This window comes from Streptomyces sp. NPDC005374 (assembly GCF_042872225.1).
Taxonomy (GTDB): domain Bacteria; phylum Actinomycetota; class Actinomycetes; order Streptomycetales; family Streptomycetaceae; genus Streptomyces.
Genome location: NZ_JBIAKA010000007.1, coordinates 291,187 through 309,560, shown reverse-complemented (window position 1 = coordinate 309,560; position 18,374 = coordinate 291,187). Strand labels below are relative to the sequence as shown.

16 protein-coding genes and 1 pseudogene are annotated in these 18,374 nt (G+C 70.6%); 8 read left to right on the top strand and 9 right to left on the bottom strand.

Annotated elements, in window-relative coordinates; translation table 11 throughout:
• Positions 1 to 29: 29 nt before the first annotated feature.
• The 6 genes and pseudogenes from ACFYRX_RS19990 to ACFYRX_RS19965 form a co-directional block, all read left to right on the top strand.
• A pseudogene (locus tag ACFYRX_RS19990) lies at positions 30 to 167 on the top strand (alkaline phosphatase); the annotation flags it as partial.
• 82 nt (positions 168 to 249) lie between these two features.
• Positions 250 to 2,070 carry a glycoside hydrolase family 15 protein gene (locus ACFYRX_RS19985; RefSeq protein WP_389101317.1) on the top strand — a complete coding sequence of 607 codons (1,821 nt, stop codon included), beginning with the start codon at positions 250 to 252 and terminating at the stop codon, positions 2,068 to 2,070.
• 78 nt (positions 2,071 to 2,148) lie between these two features.
• Positions 2,149 to 3,024, top strand: coding sequence for a PhzF family phenazine biosynthesis isomerase (locus ACFYRX_RS19980; RefSeq protein WP_389101315.1), 876 nt, complete (start codon positions 2,149 to 2,151; stop codon positions 3,022 to 3,024).
• Positions 3,025 to 3,137: 113 nt separating this feature from the next.
• Complete coding sequence (locus tag ACFYRX_RS19975) at positions 3,138 to 5,051, top strand: hypothetical protein (protein WP_389101313.1); 1,914 nt, start codon at positions 3,138 to 3,140, stop codon at positions 5,049 to 5,051.
• 17 nt (positions 5,052 to 5,068) lie between these two features.
• The gene (locus ACFYRX_RS19970; protein WP_389101311.1) at positions 5,069 to 5,476 is read left to right on the top strand and encodes a hypothetical protein; all 408 of its coding nucleotides are present in this window, start codon (positions 5,069 to 5,071) and stop codon (positions 5,474 to 5,476) included.
• Positions 5,477 to 5,526: 50 nt separating this feature from the next.
• On the top strand, positions 5,527 to 6,318 hold the full coding sequence (locus ACFYRX_RS19965; protein ID WP_389101309.1) for a hypothetical protein: 792 nt from the start codon (positions 5,527 to 5,529) through the stop codon (positions 6,316 to 6,318).
• A 46-nt stretch (positions 6,319 to 6,364) separates the two neighbouring features.
• Here the strand turns inward: ACFYRX_RS19965 and ACFYRX_RS19960 are convergent, their stop codons facing one another.
• Complete coding sequence (locus ACFYRX_RS19960; RefSeq protein WP_389101307.1) at positions 6,365 to 7,315, bottom strand: hypothetical protein; 951 nt, start codon at positions 7,313 to 7,315, stop codon at positions 6,365 to 6,367.
• A gap of 155 nt (positions 7,316 to 7,470) precedes the next feature.
• On the opposite strand from ACFYRX_RS19960, the gene ACFYRX_RS19955 reads away from it, so the two are divergent.
• The gene (locus ACFYRX_RS19955) at positions 7,471 to 9,729 is read left to right on the top strand and encodes a heavy metal translocating P-type ATPase (protein ID WP_389101305.1); all 2,259 of its coding nucleotides are present in this window, start codon (positions 7,471 to 7,473) and stop codon (positions 9,727 to 9,729) included.
• A 142-nt stretch (positions 9,730 to 9,871) separates the two neighbouring features.
• On the opposite strand, the gene ACFYRX_RS19950 is transcribed toward ACFYRX_RS19955, so the two are convergent.
• The 7 genes from ACFYRX_RS19950 to ACFYRX_RS19920 all read right to left on the bottom strand — a co-directional run bounded on the left by ACFYRX_RS19950 (position 9,872) and on the right by ACFYRX_RS19920 (position 16,424).
• Positions 9,872 to 10,459, bottom strand: a complete 588-nt coding sequence (locus tag ACFYRX_RS19950; RefSeq protein ID WP_389101303.1) for a hypothetical protein — start codon at positions 10,457 to 10,459, stop codon at positions 9,872 to 9,874.
• Positions 10,460 to 10,464: 5 nt separating this feature from the next.
• Complete coding sequence (locus ACFYRX_RS19945; RefSeq protein ID WP_389101301.1) at positions 10,465 to 11,331, bottom strand: carbohydrate ABC transporter permease; 867 nt, start codon at positions 11,329 to 11,331, stop codon at positions 10,465 to 10,467.
• Entirely contained in the window at positions 11,328 to 12,266 is a 939-nt protein-coding gene (locus ACFYRX_RS19940) for a carbohydrate ABC transporter permease (protein ID WP_389101299.1), read from the bottom strand. The genes ACFYRX_RS19945 and ACFYRX_RS19940 overlap by 4 nt, the downstream gene beginning before the upstream one ends.
• Positions 12,263 to 13,546: an ABC transporter substrate-binding protein gene (locus tag ACFYRX_RS19935; RefSeq protein ID WP_389101297.1), complete on the bottom strand. Its 1,284-nt coding sequence runs from the start codon at positions 13,544 to 13,546 to the stop codon at positions 12,263 to 12,265. The genes ACFYRX_RS19940 and ACFYRX_RS19935 overlap by 4 nt, the downstream gene beginning before the upstream one ends.
• 84 nt (positions 13,547 to 13,630) lie before the next feature.
• A complete protein-coding gene (locus ACFYRX_RS19930; protein WP_389101295.1) occupies positions 13,631 to 14,395 on the bottom strand; it encodes a cupin in 765 nt (254 codons plus the stop codon).
• Complete coding sequence (locus ACFYRX_RS19925; protein WP_389101293.1) at positions 14,389 to 15,315, bottom strand: PmoA family protein; 927 nt, start codon at positions 15,313 to 15,315, stop codon at positions 14,389 to 14,391. Before ACFYRX_RS19925 ends, ACFYRX_RS19930 begins: the two co-directional genes overlap by 7 nt.
• On the bottom strand, positions 15,312 to 16,424 hold the full coding sequence (locus ACFYRX_RS19920; protein ID WP_389101291.1) for a Gfo/Idh/MocA family protein: 1,113 nt from the start codon (positions 16,422 to 16,424) through the stop codon (positions 15,312 to 15,314). Before ACFYRX_RS19920 ends, ACFYRX_RS19925 begins: the two co-directional genes overlap by 4 nt.
• Positions 16,425 to 16,635: 211 nt before the next feature.
• On the opposite strand from ACFYRX_RS19920, the gene ACFYRX_RS19915 reads away from it, so the two are divergent.
• Positions 16,636 to 17,448: a PEP/pyruvate-binding domain-containing protein gene (locus ACFYRX_RS19915; protein WP_389101289.1), complete on the top strand. Its 813-nt coding sequence runs from the start codon at positions 16,636 to 16,638 to the stop codon at positions 17,446 to 17,448.
• A 7-nt stretch (positions 17,449 to 17,455) separates the two neighbouring features.
• Here ACFYRX_RS19915 and ACFYRX_RS19910 read toward each other — a convergent pair whose 3' ends face one another.
• Positions 17,456 to 18,244 (bottom strand): class I SAM-dependent methyltransferase, encoded by a 789-nt coding sequence (locus tag ACFYRX_RS19910; protein ID WP_389101287.1) that lies wholly within the window; start codon positions 18,242 to 18,244, stop codon positions 17,456 to 17,458.
• Positions 18,245 to 18,374: the final 130 nt, after the last annotated feature.

Below are 18,374 nucleotides of genomic sequence, written 5' to 3'. Positions count from 1 at the left end.
TCAGCGGGAGATCGAAGGACGGTCCGAGGACGGAGAAGCTGGGGCAGCGGGCGTTCGTACGGATCTGCGGCACCGAGAAGATCGACGCCCTGGTCACGGACGCGGCGGCGGCACCCGAGACGGTCGGTCGGTTCGAAGAGGCGGGGCTGCGGGTCCTGACGGCCTGAGGGAGGCCCGAAGACAGGCCGAGGACCCGTTCCCAGGACACCCGCGGCCGATCCTGCCTAGGCTGATCTGCAGGAGGCTGCGATGAGCGGATCACCAGGGAACGACACGGGCTACCTGCCGATCGCCGAGCACGGGCTGATCGGCGATCTGCGCAGCGTGGCGCTGGTCGGGACCGACGGCACGATCGACTGGTACTGCTGCCCGTCCTTCGACGCGCCGAGTGTCTTCGCGTCGATCCTGGACGTCGAGCGCGGCGGCCGGTTCGAGCTGGCGGCGGCCGTGCCCGCGCGGACCAAGCAGTTCTACTTCCCCGACACCAACGTCCTGATCACCCGGTTCTACACCGAGGACGGGGTGGGCGAGGTCCAGGACTTCATGCCCGTCGACGGCGGCACGGTGGAGACCGAGCGGCACCGGCTGATCCGTCGGGTGCTGTGCGTCCGCGGCTCCATCCCGTTCCGCACGCGGGTGGCGCCCCGCTTCGACTACGGCACCCAGCCGCACACCCTCCGCATGGTCGGGGACGTCGCGGTCTTCGAGTCCCCGAAACTGACCCTGGGGCTGACCGCGACCGTACCGCTGGAGACCGAAGGGCCGGACGTACGCGCCGACTTCAAGCTCTCCGAAGGCGAGTCGGCGGTGTTCGCGCTGGACCAGGTCGGCGGCGAGGTGACCCCGCGCCGGTGTGCGCGCACCGAGGCCGAGGAGCAGTTCAACAGCACGGTCGCCTACTGGCGGCACTGGCTGTCCGCCTCCAAGTACCGTGGCCGCTGGCGGGAGATGGTGCACCGCTCCGCCCTCACCCTGAAGCTCCTCACCTACGCGCCCACAGGCGCCATCGTGGCCGCGCCGACGACGAGCCTCCCGGAGCAGCTCGGCGGCGAGCGCAACTGGGACTACCGGTACGTGTGGGTGCGGGACGCCGCCTTCTGTGTGTACGCGCTGCTGCGGCTGGGCTTCACCAGCGAGGCCGAGCAGTTCATGGACTTCCTGATCCGGCACGTCAGTCCGGAAGGCCACGGCCCCTCGGGACCGCTCCAGATCATGTACGGCATCGACGGCCGCACCGATCTGACGGAGCGTGAACTCGCGCACCTGGAGGGGCATCAGGGCTCCGCGCCGGTCCGGGTCGGCAACGCGGCGGCGGACCAGCTCCAACTCGACATCTACGGCGCCCTGATCGACTCGATCTACCTCTACGACAAGTGGGCCAAGCCGATCTCCAGCGGCCAGTGGGACGACGTGTGCACCCTCGTGGAGTGGGTGTGCGAGCACTGGGACCAGCCCGACGAGGGCATCTGGGAGACCCGCGGCGGCCGCAAGAACTTCCTGTACTCCCGTCTGATGTGCTGGGTGGCCATCGAGCGGGCGATCCGCATGGCCAACCGGCGCGGTCTGCCCGCCGACCTCAACCGCTGGCGGGAGTGCCGCGACGCGATCTACCGGCGGATCATGCAGCGCGGCTGGTCCGAGACCCGGCAGGCGTTCGTCCAGCACGAGGACGGCGACGTGCTGGACGCGGCCGTCCTGATGATGCCGCTCACCAAGTTCATCGCGCCCACCGACCCCAAGTGGCTGTCCACGCTGGACGCCCTGACCCAGGAGCTGGTGTCGGATTCCCTCGTCTACCGCTACGACCCGCTGGCCAGCCCCGACGGGCTGCGCGGCGACGAGGGCACGTTCTCGATCTGCTCGTTCTGGTACGTCGAGGCCATGGTGCACGCCGGGCGGATCGACGAGGCCCGCCTCGCCTTCGAGAAGATGCTCACCTACGCCAACCATCTGGGCCTGTACGCCGAGGAGATCAGCCACACCGGGGAGCAACAGGGCAACTTCCCGCAGGCGTTCACCCATCTCGCCCTGATCAGCGCGGCGTTCAACCTGGACCGGGCCCTCGGCTGACCCCGTGGGATCGCGTGTGCGCGTCGCCGGAAGCCGCCGGGACGGAATGGCCGCGGCCCTTCCCACGTTGCGGCGACCATGACGACGAACGCGCCACAGCCAGAGGTTCTGCGCTACACCGCCTTCTCCAGCGACCCCGAGGGCGGCAACCCCGCAGGTGTCGTCCTGGACGCGACCGCCCTGGACGACAGCGACATGCTGGCCATCGCCGCCGAGCTCGGATATTCCGAGTCCGCGTTTCTGACCGCGCCGCCGGACGGTCTCGAAGGCCCGGAGGGGCGGGTGTTCCGCATCCGTTACTTCAGCCCCAAGGCCGAGGTGCCGTTCTGCGGGCACGCGACCGTCGCCACCGCCGTCGCGCTGGCCGAGCGGATCGGCCCGGGCGAGCTGGTGTTCGCGACCCGCGCCGGGACCGTGCCGGTGGAGGTGTTCGAGGAGGGCGGGACGGTGCGGGCCACGCTCACGAGCGTGGAGCCGCACGTCGAGGAGATCGCGGACGGGGACCTCACGGAGGCGCTCGCCGCGCTCGACTGGTCCACAGCCGATCTCGACCCCGCCTTTCCGCCCCGGATCGCGTTCGCGGGCGCCCGACATCTCGTCCTCGCGGCGGCGACTCGCGCACGGCTCGCGGATCTCGCGTACGACTTCACTCGCCTCGCATCCCTGATGCATCAACTGAACCTGACCACCGTCCAGTTGGTGTGGCGGGAGTCGGCCACCGTCTTCCACGTCCGGGACCCGTTCCCCGTCGGCGGTGTCGTCGAGGACCCGGCGACCGGTGCCGCGGCCGCCGCGTTCGGCGCGTACGCCCGTGAGCTCGGCCTGGTCCCCGAGGACGCCGTCCTCACTCTGCACCAGGGCGAGGACCTGGGCCGCCCGGGCGAGCTCACGGTGACGCTCGGCGCGGGTGACCCGCGGGTGCGTGTCAGCGGTTCCGGGGCTCGCATCGACTGAGGCGGGGGATGCGCTCAGCGAAGCGCCACGTCACCGCGACGGCCGTAGCAGTCCCGTCGGACCGGGTCCAGGCTTTGGGCCTGGTTTTCATTCCATCGGTGCACGTTGCGGCCATGGCCGTCCGCCAGAGGCCGCAGGAGCCCTACATTCCGTCGACCGGGGAGACGACGGAGCATCGGGGGAACGACGTGTCTGGTGTGGGCCTTCCGCAACACCGCTACAGCCGTACGGAAGCCACCCGGCTGCTGTGCGTCGGCGTGTATCAGGACGCCGGTTTCCGACGGCAGGTCATCGAAGAGGTATTCGACCACCGGGAACGGCCGGTCGCCCCGCCCAACGGTGTCGACATCCTGCCGGTCCTCTCCCACGCCCTGCGGGTGACCTCGCAGGAGGCACGGGCCGCACTGCTCATGCTCGCGGCCTGGGCGGGGTTCTTCCTGTCCGACGTGATCATGTTCTGGGACCGGCTCTCCGACCGCTGGGGCGACGGCTCGGATGTGCACTTCGGCGATGTGCTCACCGCGTTCTTCCAGGGCGACGACCAGCTGACCGACGGCAGACCCCTGCCCTGGTCGGTCCTCTACGCGCTGGTCGCCCTGGCGTTGTGGTTCGCCCGCACGGTCGGCGGAGGCGGCTCGGCCGCCCGTTCGGCGGGACTGCCCGACCCGGTGGCCAAGGCCGCCGACGGAGCAGGCACGATGGTCTCCCTCGGCGCCTGGTTCCTCGCCCTCTACTACTGGTACTCGTACGTCTCCGGTCTGCTCGGTGGCCACGCCCAGACTCCGTACCCGCTGCTGTTCCCGGTCGTGATCGCGCTCATCGCCTGGTGGTACCAGACCTGGCAGCGCAAGAACCTCTGCCGGCTCCTGAGCCGCTGGACGTTTCCCACCGCCACCCAGCCCGCGCTGCCCCCGGGTCCCCTGTACGAGATGCTGCGGGACGACGTACAGCGGGAGCAGGAGGCATCGCTGACCCTGTACGACGCCGACAGCCCGTCGTTCGTGGGGCTGGGGGAACAGGGCACTCCCTGGTCGTTCGCGATGGAGTTGCGCAGGCGCACGCCGCAGCCCGGTGAGCAGGACGCTCCGGGTCTCCTCTCCGGTGCCGCTCTGCCGCGCCAGAACGGTGGTCCCCTCACCGCGGACTCCGCGCTCACCATGATCGAGCCGCAGTTGACGGGGCTGCGCGAGTCCGCCGCGCGCAGCGGCAAGGACCGGCTGCGGGACCTGGAGATCGACCGGTTCGTCTACCTCCCGGGCGGAGTGGCACGCGACGAGGACCTGGAGATCGGCGGTGTCCCCGACCCGGCCGCGATGCCCCAGGGCAACGGCCGACGCCATGGGCTGTCCGTCTACGACCCCGCCCAGGTCGCCGCCCACCGGCGGGAGGCCGTCGACGAGGGCGGCGAGGGCCGGCGGGTGTTCCTGCGGATCCGGGTGGGCGCCTGGCGTGAGCAGGTCGTGGTCACCGTCCTGGTCCGGGTGCACACCCAGGGCCGCATGCTCGTCCTCGAGGTGCTGCCGTTCGTCCTCGGCCCCGTCCGCAAGGAGTTCCGCGCGATCGACGCCCTGGTGGAACGGCTCCCCGAGACCTGGGCCCGGGGCGCGTTGCGCGCGCTGCGCGACGCCCCCGCGATCGGGGTCGACGCAGGCATCGGGGGCCTCGCCACCCTGCGCAACACCGTCGCGACCAACTGGTCGGTGCGGGAACCGCCGCCGGACGTGCCGAGGGTCTCCCTGCGCGTCCTGGCGAGCCAGAAGCGGCTGTCGGCGTTCCAGCGGATGGACAGCACCCGCTATGTGAAGACCATCCAGGAACGGATCGTGAACGGAGTCCGCGAGGCTCTGAAGGCGCACGGCTACCGCACCGAGGAGTTCGAGCAGCACGTCTACCAGCTCAGCGGCGGCAGCGTGTTCATCAAGGACATGTCCGGCGGCGCGGTCGCCACCGGCAGCCACGGCAGCGCCACCCACAACGACCCGCCGCCGTCTCCGGCGCCGCCGACCCATGCCAACCACACGCCATGAGAGAAGGAACGCGGCACATGTCGAACAGCGGACAGAGCACTCCGGAGCAGGAACCCGGCAGTGGCGGCGTGAGTATCGGTTCGATGAGCGGGGGGTCGATCGCGACCGGCAGCCACGGCAGGGCGACGTCGTACAACACCACCGGTGCCGGACCCGACCCGCGCCACTCCGAACTCCTCGCAGCCATTCGCGAGTTGCGCGGTGCGCTGCCGCCGGTGGCCGGCCGTAGCGCCGAGGACGAGGCGCTCGACGGTGAACTCGCCGACGCCGAGGCCGAGATCGTGGACACCGGAACGGCCGACGCGAACCGGCTCACCCGGCTGCTGGGCGGTGTGCGGGGCTGGCTGGGCTCGCAGGCCGCGGTGGCCGGCGCGATCGCCTCGGCCACCGCGGTCGTCCAGGGCATCGCCCAACTGCTCGGCTGACGTGCGCGGCACATCCGATGACAGGCACGAGGACACGGGGGACGGCGACGATGAGAGTGTTCGACACCGAGCGGCAGGAGTGGTCCGCCTCGCGCCGTGAACGGCTCTTCCACACCGAGCGGTATCTCGACCTGCCGCGCCAGCGGGCCGTCCTTCAGCGCACGGCTGTCGTCCTCGCGGTGTGCGGGGTGTCCTTCGGCGCGTGGGCCCTGGGCTGGAAGGACGAGCCGCGGCCCTACCGGCCGCCGGCCCAGGAGGCGCCCGTCGATCCGGGCGGCTCCGAGGGCGCCACGACCGCCGACCCCGAGCAGTCCGTGTCGACCTCGACCGCTCCCCCGGCGGGCTACGAGGTCCTGGACGACGCCCAGGGCTTCCGCATCGCCGTGCCCGAGGGATGGACCCGCGAGAGCCAGTCGTCGCAGTACGGCATCGACATCGTCGCGTACCGCGGCCCCGACGGCATCCGCAGGATTCAGGTCTTCCAGGTCATGGAGGCCACCGCGCACGAGTCGGTGGTCGAGTCCCAGAAGGCGAGCAGCAAGCTGGACGGCTACCAGGAGATCCATGTCCAGGATGTGACGGACCCGTCCGGGGGCGAGGCGGCCGAGCACGAGTACACGTCCGACGAACTGAGCGGCGAACCCGCCACCGGTACCGGTGCCGGCTACCACGTCATCGACTACCGGTTCCAGGCCGAGGACGGCGAGAAGTACGCGCTCATCGTCTACGGCTCGCAGTCGGACCAGACGGACCAGACGGATGCCGAACGCGAGGTGCTCGACACGGCCCGAGCCTGGTTCTGCCCGCCGGACACCCAGTGCGCGGCGCCGCAGACACCCTGATCCGATCCCGAAGGTTCAGGGTTGATCCGGAACCCGTGCCCGATCGTCAGTGGCCGTGGTCGCCCGAGGTCTCGTGAGCGGCCTCACCGGGCGCCTCGTCCACGGCCGTCGCTCCTGCCGCCCGGACCGTGAACGCGGCGGTGTGCACCTTGCCCTCGTGCTTGAAGTCGAGGAAGAGCCGGTAGGTGCCGCTGCTGGGCGCCGTGGCCGTGAACGAGATGTCCGGGCCGGGCTCGGTCGTGCCGTCGCCGGGCTCGCCGCCGGGGTGGACGTGGAGGTAGGCGAGGTCGCCGGAGCGCAGGGCGACCAGGTGGCCGTAGGCGCCGAGGTAGGGCTGGAGGTCGGTGACGGGCCTGCCGCCCCGGGAGACGGTGAGCTTCAGCTCTCGGGCGGCGCCGGGGCGCAGGGCGCCACCCAGTTTCACCTCGTAGCCGTCGGTCGTGGCGGTGGGGTTCGGCGTCGGCAGGCTCTGCGGTGTGTAGGTGCCGGACACGGCCAGGTCCGCGCCGAGGGTGAGGTTCACGGCGCCCTTCTTTTCGGGGGTGAAGTCGGCGAAGACCCGGTAGTCGCCCGCGCGGGGCAGCGACACGGGGATGCTCCAGGTTCCGTCGGCGGCCCGGGTGGGGTGCAGATGGCGGTAGGTGTTCAGGTCGCGCGAGGCCACGATCAGATGGAGCTCCTTGTCGTGCTCCCGACGGAAGGCGGTGACCGCGCGGCCGTCGTCATCTCGGACGGCGAAGCGCAGTTCGGCGGTTCGGCCGGCCGTGAGGCGGGGTGTCCGGAGGTCGAGGCTGTAGTCGCTCTCGGAGATCTGGAGTCCGCCGGCCGGGGATGACTCCTGCCGTGGATCGCTGTCGGCGTCGGCCGTGTGTGTGTCATGGCGTGCGGGGCTCTTGTCCTCGACCACGGGTCCGACGCCCTGGCCCACGCCGTACGCGGTGCCGAACGTCGCGGCCAGTGCGGCGGCGAATGCGGTGATCTTCAGGCCTGCGTGCATGATCGACACCTCCGGTATGGACTCTCGATGCAGTTCACCATACCCCTGGGGGGTATCAAGTCAAGCCGTCGATGCCGCTTGCTCCGAATACCTACCAGGGGTATACAGGAGATGCGAACCAGCATACCCCCACCCGGTACTCACGAGGAGTGGCGATGACCACCACCGCAGCAGCCGAGACCGAGCTCGCCATCGGCGGTATGACCTGTGCCTCCTGCGCGGCCCGTATCGAGAGGAAGCTCAACCGGATGGACGGGGTCACCGCGACCGTCAACTACGCCACCGAGAAGGCCAAGGTCACGTACGACACCGGCGTCTCGGTCCAGGACCTGATAGCGACCGTGGAGAAGACCGGATACACGGCCCGGGAACCGGAACCGCCGAAGCCTGCCGCCCCTGACCACGAGGAGCCCGACGAACTACGGTCCCTGCGCGAGCGGTTGGTGACCGCCGTGGTACTCGCCGTCCCGGTCGTCGCGATGGCGATGATCCCCGCGCTGCAGTTCGAGTACTGGCAGTGGCTGTCGCTGACCTTGGCGGCGCCCGTGGTGACGTACGCCGGCTGGCCCTTCCACAAGGCGGCGTTCACCAATGCCCGGCACGGCGCGGCCACCATGGACACCCTGATCTCGGTCGGTACGACGGCCGCCTTCGGCTGGTCGCTGTGGGCGCTGTTCCTCGGGAGCGCGGGCACCCCGGGCATGAAGCATCCCTTCGACCTGACGATCACCCGCGGTGACGGCACCGGGAACCTCTATCTGGAGGCCGCCGCCGGTGTCACCGCGTTCATCCTGGCCGGGCGGTACTTCGAGGCCCGCTCCAAGCGCAAGGCCGGCGCCGCCCTGAGGTCGCTGCTGGAACTGGGCGCGAAGGACGTGACCGTCCTGCGTGCGGGCGGACACGAACAGACCGTCCCCGTCACGGAGTTGAAGGTCGGCGACCGGTTCCTGGTCCGTCCCGGCGAGAAGATCGCCACCGACGGGACCGTCGTCGAGGGTTCCTCCTCCGTGGACGCCTCGATGCTCACCGGTGAGTCGGTGCCGGTGGAGGTCACCCCCGGCGATTCCGTCACCGGCGCCACCCTCAACGCGGGCGGCCGGCTCGTCGTCGAGGCGACCCGGGTCGGCTCCGACACCCAGCTCGCCAGGATGGCCAAGCTGGTCGAGGACGCCCAGAACGGCAAAGCGGCCGCCCAGCGGCTCGCGGACCGGATCTCCGCGGTGTTCGTGCCGGTCGTCATCGCCCTCGCGCTCGGCACCCTCGGCTTCTGGCTCGGCAACGGTGCCGGTACGGCCGCCGCGTTCACCGCCGCCGTCGCCGTACTGATCATCGCCTGCCCGTGCGCCCTGGGCCTCGCCACCCCGACCGCACTGCTGGTCGGAACCGGGCGCGGCGCCCAACTCGGCATCCTCATCAAGGGTCCCGAGGTCCTGGAGTCCACCCGCAGGGTCGACACCGTCGTCCTGGACAAGACCGGCACCGTCACCACGGGCCGCATGACCCTGCTGTCCGTGCACGCGGCCTACGGCACCGACGAGACCGAAGTCCTGCGCCTGGCCGGCGCGTTGGAGCACTCCTCGGAGCACCCGGTCGCCCGCGCGGTCGCCGAGGGGGCGCTGGAGAAGCTGGGTTCGCTGCCCACTCCCGAGGACTTCGCGAACGTACCGGGGCTCGGCGTGCAGGGCATCGTCGACGGTCATGCCGTCCTCGTCGGACGGGAGCGCCTTCTGGGCGAGTGGGCGATGGAGCTGCCCGAGGAACTCCGGCTCATGAAAGCCGCGGCGGAGTCCGCCGGCCGCACGGTGATCGCGGTCGCCTGGGACGGCGAGGCACGGGCGGTGCTCGAAGTCGCCGACGCGGTCAAGGACACGAGCCGTGAGGCGATCACGCGCCTGCGCGCACTCGGGCTCACCCCGATCCTGCTGACCGGTGACAACCGGGCCGTGGCGGAGACCGTGGCCCGCGAGGTCGGCATCGACCCCGGGCGTGTGATCGCCGAGGTGCTGCCCCAGGACAAGGTGGACGTCGTCAAGCGGCTTCAGGCGGAGGGCCGTTCGGTCGCGATGGTCGGCGACGGTGTCAACGACGCGGCCGCGCTGGCCCAGGCCGACCTGGGCCTGGCCATGGGCACCGGCACGGACGCCGCGATCGAGGCGGGCGACCTGACCCTGGTCCGCGGCGACCTGCGGGCCGCGGCGGACGCCATCAGACTCGCCCGCCGGACCCTGGGCACCATCCGCACCAACCTCTTCTGGGCCTTCGCCTACAACGTGGCCGCGCTGCCGCTGGCCGCGGCGGGGCTGCTCAATCCGATGCTGGCGGGGGCGGCGATGGCGTTCTCGTCGGTGTTCGTGGTGGGGAACTCGCTGCGGTTGCGTTCGTTCCGGCCGGCGGACGGGGCTGTGCGCCCATGAGCTCGGTAGGTGTTGTCTCGTGGGCGGGTGCGGATCGTTCGTGGCTGATCGCGCCCACTCGGCGGAGCCGCAAATGAATGCAGCCCCGCGCCCCTTTGCGAGCCTCCGGCTCGACAACGGGCGCGGGGAACCGAGGGGAACCTCAGCCGGATTCGGCGTTCTGCCGGACATGAACGGCGGTCAGTGCCAGCGCCAATGGGCCGGGAGCCAGGAAAGCCAGCGGGACCAGCATCCAGGCGCACAGGGTGGCTGTCGCCACGGCGAGCAGCACCAGCGCGCTCCCGCCCACGTCCCGGACGGCATCCCGGGCGGCCGCGCGCACCGCGGCCGGCCAGTCGGTGAGCGACTCGGGGCGGGCACACGCACGCAGGCCCACCACGAGCGCGGCCACGCCGATGCAAGCGGCCACCACCGCGAACAACGGCGCCCCGGGCAGCCCCGCCCCGGCGAGCGCCAGGTCCGCCAGGAACAGCAGCGCACCGGCCAGGGCAACGGCGCCCGCCGCCAGGTCGCCGGCCCGCAGCCGTCGCCGTAGCACCGTGAAGTACCACCCCGCGGTGGCGGGTTGTCCCTCCCCCGCACCCCGCAGCACCGCACACGCGGCCGACAGTGCGGCCGGGACCGTCACAACGGGCAGACACGTCACGGCCGTTGCCAGGCCGACACTCAGCATGTCGGCGAACAGGGTCATGCGGGGTCCGAAGACCTCACCGGGTTCACGCACGGGCATCCCGCTCACCCCTTGAGTCCCGAACTGGCCATGCCCTCCACCAGGAACCGCTGGAAGGCGAGGAAGAACAGCACGATCGGCAGCAGCACGATCACCGACATCGCGAACATCGGGCCGAACGCCGACTGGCTGGAGGCGTCCACGAACGACCGCAGGGCGAGCGTGAGCGTGAACTTGTCCGGGTCGAACAGGTAGATGAGCTGGGTGAAGAAGTCGTTCCAGGTCCAGATGAAGGTGAAGATCGCCGTGGTGATCAGTGCGGGCCTGGTCAGCGGCAGCACGATCTGGAAGAAGCTGCGGAAGGGCCCGCAGCCGTCGATGCGGGCGGCCTCCTCCAGCTCGCGGGGCAGACCGCGCATGAACTGCACGATGAGGAAGACGAAGAACGCCTCCGTGGCGAGGAACTTGGGCAGGATCAGCGGCCAGTAGGTGTTCACCAGGCCGAGCTTGTTGAAGATGATGTACTGCGGAATCAGGATCGCGTGGTGCGGCAGCATGATCGTGGCGATCATGAAGGCGAACATCGGGCCACGGAAGCGGAACCGCAGCCGGGCGAACGCGTAGGCGGCCAGCGAGCAGCTGATGACGTTGCCGAGGACCGCGCCGCCCGCGATCAGCAGCGAGTTGGACAGCAGCCGCCAGACGGAGACGTCGTTGACGCCCTCGAAGGCGGTCTCGTAGTTGGACCACTCCAGATGGCTGGGCAGCAGGTCGAGGCTGGCGATCACCTCGTCCGCGGGCTTGAGCGAGGTCGCCAGGAGCCAGGCCAGCGGGTACAGCATCACGAGTAGCGCGGCCAGGCAGCCGAGGTGCAGGGCGACCCGGCCCCAGCGAACGGGCTTGCCGGATACGGGAGTTGAGTTGGAGGTCATCGGTCCCCCTCGGACGCGTAGAAGACCCAGGAGCGCGAGGTGCGGAAGAGGACCGCCGTGACGACACCGATGACAAGGAGCAGCACCCAGGCCATGGCGGAGGCGTAGCCCATGTGGGAGGCGACGAAGCCTCGGTCGTAGAGGTACATGGTGTAGACGAGCGTGGAGTCAGCGGGGCCGCCCTTGCCCGCGCTGACAGCGAAGGCGGGAGTGAAGACCTGGAAGGCCTGGATGGTCTGGAGGACCAGGTTGAAGAAGAGCACCGGGGACAGCATGGGCACCGTGACGGACAGGAACTGCCGCCATTTCCCGGCTCCGTCGACGGCCGCCGCTTCGTAGAGCTCGGCGGGTATCTGTTGCAGACCCGCGAGGAAGATGACCATCGGGGCGCCGAACTGCCACACCGTCAGCAGCGCGACGGCGAGCAGCGCCCAGCCCGGCCGGTTGACCCAGCCGCCGGTACCGAAAAGGTTGTCCACGGTACCGCCGTCGTTGAAGACGGCCCGCCAGACCAGGGCGATGGACATGGAGGCGCCGAGCAGCGAGGGGGCGTAGAACGCGGACCGGTAGAAGGCCTTGCCCCTTTTCATCGACTTCAGGGCGAGCGCGACCACCAGCGCCAGGGCCAGTTGGAGCGGCACGGCTATGACGACGTACATCAGGGTCGTCATGACCGAGCGCCAGTAGCGCGGCTCCTCGGTGAACATCTGCGTGTAGTTGCGCAGGCCCACCCAGTGGGGCGGGTCGAAGAGGTTGTAGTCGGTGAAGGACAGGTACAGGGAGACGGCCATCGGCAGCAGGGTGAGGACGATCGCGCCGAGGACCCACGGGGAGAGGAACACCCAGGCGGCGCCCTGGCGTTCGCGCTTGGGGCGGCGTTTCGGGGTGGTGGCGGTGGTGGGCCTCTCCCCGGTGGGGATCGCGGTGGTGGTCATGACCTCAGCTCCGCCTTCGCCTCGGTGACGTAGTCCTCGGCCGCCTCGCGGGGCGACATGCGCTCGTAGGAGACCTGGTCGTAGTCGCGCTGGAAGGTGCTCTGAAGGGCGTTGTCGCCGGCGGGCGGGGCCTGTGGCGGATCCTTCAACTTGCCTTCCAGGGACGCCTGGTAGTCGGCGACGGTCTTGTCGAAGTCCTTCAGGAGCGGTGCGGTCTCCTCACGGATCGTCTCGTTGACGGGGATGCCCCGGGTGGCGCCGAGGATCTTCGCCGCGTTCCTGTCGTTGAGGAGGAAGTCGACGAGCTGTGCCGCCTCCTTGGTGTGGCCGGTGTTCGCGGAGACGCCGAGGAACATGGACGGCTTGAAGTACTGGCCGGGCGTACCGTCGGCGCCGGACGGCATGGGCGCCAGCGCGATCCCCGTGGGGATGATCGCGAGGTAACCGCTGGACGGGGCGTCCCAGTTCATGTCCGCGGTGGCCTTGCCGCGGCCGAGCGGGGTGTTCTCCACGGACCCGTCGAGCTGGGTGGTCTGCTCGGCCGGTGAGACGGCGCCTTCTCGCCTCAACCCGTCCGTGAAGGTCCACCACTTGGTGAGGTCGTCGGCGGTGAAGCCCAGGCCGCCGCTCTTCGTGTAGAGGGCCTTGCCCTGGCCTCTCAACCAGACCTCGAAGGCGTCCTCGCTCTGCCCGGGGTCGGTGGCGCCGGGTACGCCGGTCTGCTTCTCCAGCGCGCGCACGGACTCGGCCCAGTCGTCCCAGGTCCACCCCTGCCGGGGCAGCGATATCCCGGAGTCCTTCCAGGTCTTGACGTCGTAGACGACGGTCTCGGTGCCCCGGCCCTGCGGGATCGCGTACTGGGTGCCGTCCACGCGGCCGGTGGCGAGCAGCCCGGAGTCGATCTCCGAGGTGCGCAGGACGGCCTTCTGCTTCGCCAGGTCGAGCAGGACCCCGCCGGAGGCGTACTGGTCGATCTGGCGGTAGTCGAGCTGCATCACGTCGGGTGCGTCGCCGCCCGTGGCCTGGACGGCGAGCTTCTGCTTGTAGGCGTCGTAACCCGAGAACGACGTCTGCACCTGGACGTCCGGGTGCTGTTTCTCGAACAGGGCGACGGCCTGCTCGGTGCGTTCCGCGCGGTCGGGGTTGCCCCACCACGTGTAGCGCAGCACGACTTTGCCGCCGCCGACCGATTCCCCGGATCCCCCGCAACCGGCCGCCAGCGCGCAGAGCGCGAGTGCGACAGCCGATGCGCAGAACCCCTTTGTCCTGTGTCCGGGCATGCCGAGGTCACCTCATCCCTTCCTCGGACTTTCTACGGCCCCCCTCGGAACTCCCGCTCGTAACTCCCCCCGGAGCGAGCGGTGTTACTCGCCGCGGTACGGCAGCGTCGTGCCCGGCAGGTTGTACTCGTCCCGCCGGCCGCACATCCCGAAGCCGCCGAGCCGGGTGGGCGCCGCCTCGTGGGCGGTCGCCTCACCGAGGTACGCGGGCTCGCCGGCCGCCAGCGCGTCGAGCTGGGCGCCGGTGCGCTCGGCGGTGGCCAGCGCCCCCGCCTGCCACAGCTCGCGCCAGTCGGGCACCTTCTCCCGCACCAGACGCGCGGCGGCCCGCTGGAACTCCAGGTACGGGCCGTTGTCCCCGGCGACCAGGGCCTCGCGCAGGCCGAGGTAGCCCTCGATCGCGAGGTCCCGGCGCTTGCGGGCGACCGAGGCCGTCTCCGGCCCCGTACCTGGCGGGAGTCGGGCGGCATCGGCGTACCGCGAAGGGTCGGCCAGCACCTCGGTCGGGAAGGTGAAGACGGCGTCGCCGGCCTCGGGCAGGCCGCTGTTCTGCATCAGCACGGTGATCCGCAGGTCGCCGCCCTGGACCATGCGGTGCACGGTGCCCGGCGTGAACCAGACGACCGAGCCCGGCTCCAGGGGAATCTCGCGGTATCCGTCGGGGCTCAGCGTCTGCACCGCGCCCCGGCCGCCGGTGACGACGTAGGCCTCCGTGCAGACCAGGTGCAGATGCGGGCTGCCGCCGCAGACGCCGTCCGCGGCCTCCCAGTCGTAGGCGCTCAGGTGGGACAGGCCCACGGCGCCGGGCAACGGATGGGGAAACCCCGAAAGCTCCGGCCCGCTCACCATGGCAGCCCCTCCAGGTGGTCACCGACCCGTTCGGTGTCCCAGGCGCCGTCGGCGACGACCAGCCGGTAGCGGTACTCGAAGGACTCCCCCGGCGGCAGTTCGAACTCCTCGAAGAACGCCCACGAGTACGCGACCGTCGGGAAGGGCTCGGAGCGCACGAACCAGTGCGACTCGTGGATCGCGCTGTTCGCGTCGAGGTTCTCGGGGGCGTGCGCGAAGACGAGCGTGGAGCGGGCGTCCACGTCGTCGTGCTCGGTGGTGAAGGCGAGCCAGGGGCTCTGACTGCCCATCAGCTTGTCCGCGTCGGCGTCGGTGCCCGGCGCGAAGACCGCGCCACCGGTGAAGTCGCGGGGACCGCGCCACTGCAGTCCCGTGTAGCCGGCCATCTCACGGCCCGCGGTGGTCGGGGAGCCGAAAGCGAGGGGCTCGTCACGGGTGTTGGTGAGGCGGATCGACCAGTCCAGGGCCCAGGAGCCGGCCTCCTCGTCGACCGAGTGGACGGTGATGCCGCGGACTTCGCGCGCCCACTCGGTGCCGCCGTTCTCCACCCAGGTGAGCTCCTCGGTGAAGATGAGACGGTCGTCGTCGACCGTGAGCACGGGGAAGCCGTCGTGCCGCATCGAGCCGACGCGTTCCGGCAGGGGCAGATAACCCTGCCCGTGGACATAGCAGTTGCCGCCCCAGAAGTTCTGCCCGGACAGATGACTCGCCGTCATCTGCAGGCCCTTGTGCCAGCGGTGGTCGTTCGGGCGGTAGCCGGTCACCGTGTTCCCGGCGAGGGTGCGCACCGGATGGGCGTAGGGCTTCCTGGCCTCGAAGGCCTCGAGGTCGGGTCGGTAGACGTAGCGGAGGATCTCCGTGCCGTTCGCCGCCTCGACGGCGATGTGTTCGCCGTGGACGTGGCTGACGCGGATGCTCATGCGCGCTCCTTGGGGGCCCAGTGGGGGTGGTCGCCGTGCATGGCCGGGTAGAAGGGGTCTCCGGGCGCGATCTCACCGGCGTGCACGGGCTGCCCCGTGAACGCCGACTTGTAGAGCGCGGCGGCGAACTCGAGGGTGGCACGCGCCTCGGTGCCGCTGCCGGGAGGCCTGACACCGTTGTCGTACGCGTCGAGGAGCGTGCCGAGCTGGGCCGCGTGCGAGCTGGGCACGTCGGAGGCGGGCGTGCGCCAGGCGTCGACGCGGTCGGCGGCCACGTGGGGGGCGGGGACGTAGGTCCAGTCCTCGTTGCGATGGCCGTACAGGTGGGTGAGTTCGACGGTCGCGTCGGCGCAGTCGATGCGGATGCGGCTCACCTCGTCGGGTGACAGCACGCTGTTGACGACGGTGGCAAGGGCGCCGTTCTCGAACCGGACGAGAGCCGTGGAGACGTCCTCGCTCTCGGTGTCGTGGACCAGCCGGGCCGCCATGGCACGGATCTCCGCCCACGGGCCGAGCAGGTGCAGGAGAAGGTCGTACTGGTGGATGCCGTGGCCCATGGTCGGGCCGCCGCCCTCACTGGCCCAGGTCCCGCGCCACGGTACGGCGTAGTAGGCGGAGTCCCGGTGCCAGGTGGTCTGGCAGTGCGCGACCCGGGGGGCGCCCAGCTCACCGCTGGTGATGAGCTCGCGCGCGTGGTCGGCTCCGGAGCCGTAGCGGTGCTGGAAGACGACGGAGGCGTAGGCGCCGGAGGCCTCCTCGGCCGCGGCGATCTCGTCGTACTCGGCGAGCGACAGCGTCAGCGGCTTCTCGCACAGCACCCAGGCACCCGCCTTGAGTGCGGCCACCGTCTGCTCCCGATGCAGCGAGGGCGGGGTGCCGATGAGGACCAGATCGGGGCGTACGGCGTCCAGCATCTCGTCCATCGAGGTGTACCCGGCGACCCCGGCGCCCGCGAGCTCCTGGAAGGCGTCGAGTCTGCCCTGGTCCACGTCGACGGCGGCGACCAGTTCCACCCGCTCCGCGTGGGCCCTGAGCGCGGGCAGATGGCTGCCGCTGACGATGGCGCCGGTGCCGACCACGGCTGCGCGGCGGCGGGCTGGACGGGGCATACGGTCCTCCTCGGGCGTCCGGCACAGGGACGCTGACGTGCAGGGAAAGCGCTTGCTCCCCGGAGTCGACCCTAGATGCCCGGCGATTGTCCTAACAAGACCCCGGGTCGTTATCGGCACACCATGCATATCATTTATTTGCTTGACTCAAGTAACTCAAATATGCTTGCCTGACTCAAGCAATATGGATCACGGGCTCAAGGAGCAGTTCATGGGAAATCCGCTGGCGCAGCTCGCCGTGGTGGCGCTCGGCACGGAACAGGCGAAGAACCCGGCCGTCACGGGGGCCCGGGCCGCGAACCTGGCCCGGTCCGCCGTGGCCGGGCTGCCGGTGCTGCCGGGATTCGTGCTGGTGCCCGCCGACCGCGCGCCCGGGGCTCCCGCCGGCGGCGACGCGGTGCACGGCGTCTGGCAGGTCCTCGACGACATCGCGGAGGCCCTGGTGGTCAGACCCTCCTCCGTGCACGGAGACACCGAGGAGTTCTCGGCGGCCGGCCCCATCGACCCGGTGCCCGGCGTACGGGGCTGGGAGGCGTTCCAGGACGCCGTGCGGGCCGTACTGGATCCGGCTCGGCAGGCGCAGCTACCAGGGCCGCCGGACGGCGGAACGGCGGTGCTGGTGCAGCCGATGCTGCGAGCAGCCGTCGGCGGAGTGCTGTCCACCGCCGACCCGGTCACCGGGCACACCGACCGGCTCCTGGTCACCGTGGTGAGCGGCGAACCCGGCCAACTTGTCGACGGCGGCACGCAGGGCGTGCACTACCAGCTGACCCGCTTCGCCCGGCTGGTGCGGACCGAACCGCCCGAACCGGCCCGGCGGCGGCTGCTGCCCCACCGGCGGATCACCCGGCTCGTGGCGCTGGCGAAGAAGACCGAGCGGGTCCTCGGCGGGCCGGTGGACCTGGAGTTCGCCTTCGACGTGGACGGGAAACTGTGGCTCTACCAGGCGCGGCCCATCACCACGGCGACCGCGAGAGCAGCACCCGGGGCCAAGGTCGACGGTCCGACGAGATCCCACCCCTGAGGTCCCCTCACTGAAGCCGTGGCACGCCGTGGGTCACCCGGATCTTGGACTGGCCGTGCGGGAGCTCCTCCCAGTCGTCCATGAACCGGGCCCGCAGGCCGTGCCTCTCGGCGAGGACGACGAGCGTCTCGACCCGGTAGTAGAAGTCCTCCCGCAGTACTTGGTGCTCCTCGCCCTCGGTGCGGTCGAAGGTGAAGTCGAACCAGCCACCGGGGGCGAGCACCCGGCCGACGTGGGCCAGGCACTCCTCGATCACCGGGAGCGGGGAGTGCGAGAAGACGCTGTGCGCGTGCACGACGTCGAAGTGTGCGTCGGGCAGGAACCGCAGGGTCAGGTCGCGGACCGGGGTCAGGCTCGGCAGCCGCTTCTCCAGTCCCATCTCGACGATCGTGTCCTGGGCGGCGAAGAGGATGTCGGGCGAGATGTCGATCCCGTGGTAGCGGCCCGGTTCCAGATGGCGGATGAACCGCCAGCCCCCGCGCAGGTTGCCGCAGCCGATCTCCAGCATCCGGTGCTCGGGCCGCAGGCCGTGGCCGAGCAGGTAGTCGAACTGCATGGCCCCGAGCGCCATCCAGCGTTCCCGGTTGCGGCTGCCGACGGCCGCGTCAGGGTCGGTGCGGGTGTCGGAGCGCATCACGGCCCGGTAGTAGGAGACGTGGTCCGGGTGGCGGTGGCCGAGCCACAGGTCGCGGGCCGCGCGGGCCAAGTGGCGGGGCACGCGGTCGGGGTGGCGCAGGGCGTAGCCGAGGCGGTGGCCGAGGGCGGCGCGGTTGGCGGTGAGGTTCTTGGCTGGCATCCTGGGCCCTTTCGGAGGTCGTCGCTCTGCTGCCAGCCTCGGTGCGGGAGCCGGGCCTCCGGCTCGGTCAACAGGCTTGTGCCGCGAGGAGGTTCGGGTGACCGTCATGTCAGCCGATCGGTTGATGCGG

Excerpts from the sequence above, each read along its gene's own strand:
- ACFYRX_RS19925 (WP_389101293.1), bottom strand. The coding sequence starts at position 15,315 with ATGAGCATCCGCGTCAGCCACGTCCACGGCGAACACATCGCCGTCGAG.
- ACFYRX_RS19945 (WP_389101301.1), bottom strand. The coding sequence starts at position 11,331 with ATGACCTCCAACTCAACTCCCGTATCCGGCAAGCCCGTTCGCTGGGGC.
- ACFYRX_RS19915 (WP_389101289.1), top strand. The coding sequence starts at position 16,636 with ATGGGAAATCCGCTGGCGCAGCTCGCCGTGGTGGCGCTCGGCACGGAA.
- ACFYRX_RS19975 (WP_389101313.1), top strand. The coding sequence starts at position 3,138 with ATGGCCGTCCGCCAGAGGCCGCAGGAGCCCTACATTCCGTCGACCGGG.
- ACFYRX_RS19960 (WP_389101307.1), bottom strand. The coding sequence starts at position 7,315 with ATGCACGCAGGCCTGAAGATCACCGCATTCGCCGCCGCACTGGCCGCG.
- ACFYRX_RS19970 (WP_389101311.1), top strand. The coding sequence starts at position 5,069 with ATGTCGAACAGCGGACAGAGCACTCCGGAGCAGGAACCCGGCAGTGGC.
- ACFYRX_RS19980 (WP_389101315.1), top strand. The coding sequence starts at position 2,149 with ATGACGACGAACGCGCCACAGCCAGAGGTTCTGCGCTACACCGCCTTC.
- ACFYRX_RS19965 (WP_389101309.1), top strand. The coding sequence starts at position 5,527 with ATGAGAGTGTTCGACACCGAGCGGCAGGAGTGGTCCGCCTCGCGCCGT.
- ACFYRX_RS19920 (WP_389101291.1), bottom strand. The coding sequence starts at position 16,424 with ATGCCCCGTCCAGCCCGCCGCCGCGCAGCCGTGGTCGGCACCGGCGCC.
- ACFYRX_RS19940 (WP_389101299.1), bottom strand. The coding sequence starts at position 12,266 with ATGACCACCACCGCGATCCCCACCGGGGAGAGGCCCACCACCGCCACC.
- ACFYRX_RS19950 (WP_389101303.1), bottom strand. The coding sequence starts at position 10,459 with ATGCCCGTGCGTGAACCCGGTGAGGTCTTCGGACCCCGCATGACCCTG.
- ACFYRX_RS19985 (WP_389101317.1), top strand. The coding sequence starts at position 250 with ATGAGCGGATCACCAGGGAACGACACGGGCTACCTGCCGATCGCCGAG.
- ACFYRX_RS19910 (WP_389101287.1), bottom strand. The coding sequence starts at position 18,244 with ATGCCAGCCAAGAACCTCACCGCCAACCGCGCCGCCCTCGGCCACCGC.
- ACFYRX_RS19935 (WP_389101297.1), bottom strand. The coding sequence starts at position 13,546 with ATGCCCGGACACAGGACAAAGGGGTTCTGCGCATCGGCTGTCGCACTC.
- ACFYRX_RS19955 (WP_389101305.1), top strand. The coding sequence starts at position 7,471 with ATGACCACCACCGCAGCAGCCGAGACCGAGCTCGCCATCGGCGGTATG.
- ACFYRX_RS19930 (WP_389101295.1), bottom strand. The coding sequence starts at position 14,395 with ATGGTGAGCGGGCCGGAGCTTTCGGGGTTTCCCCATCCGTTGCCCGGC.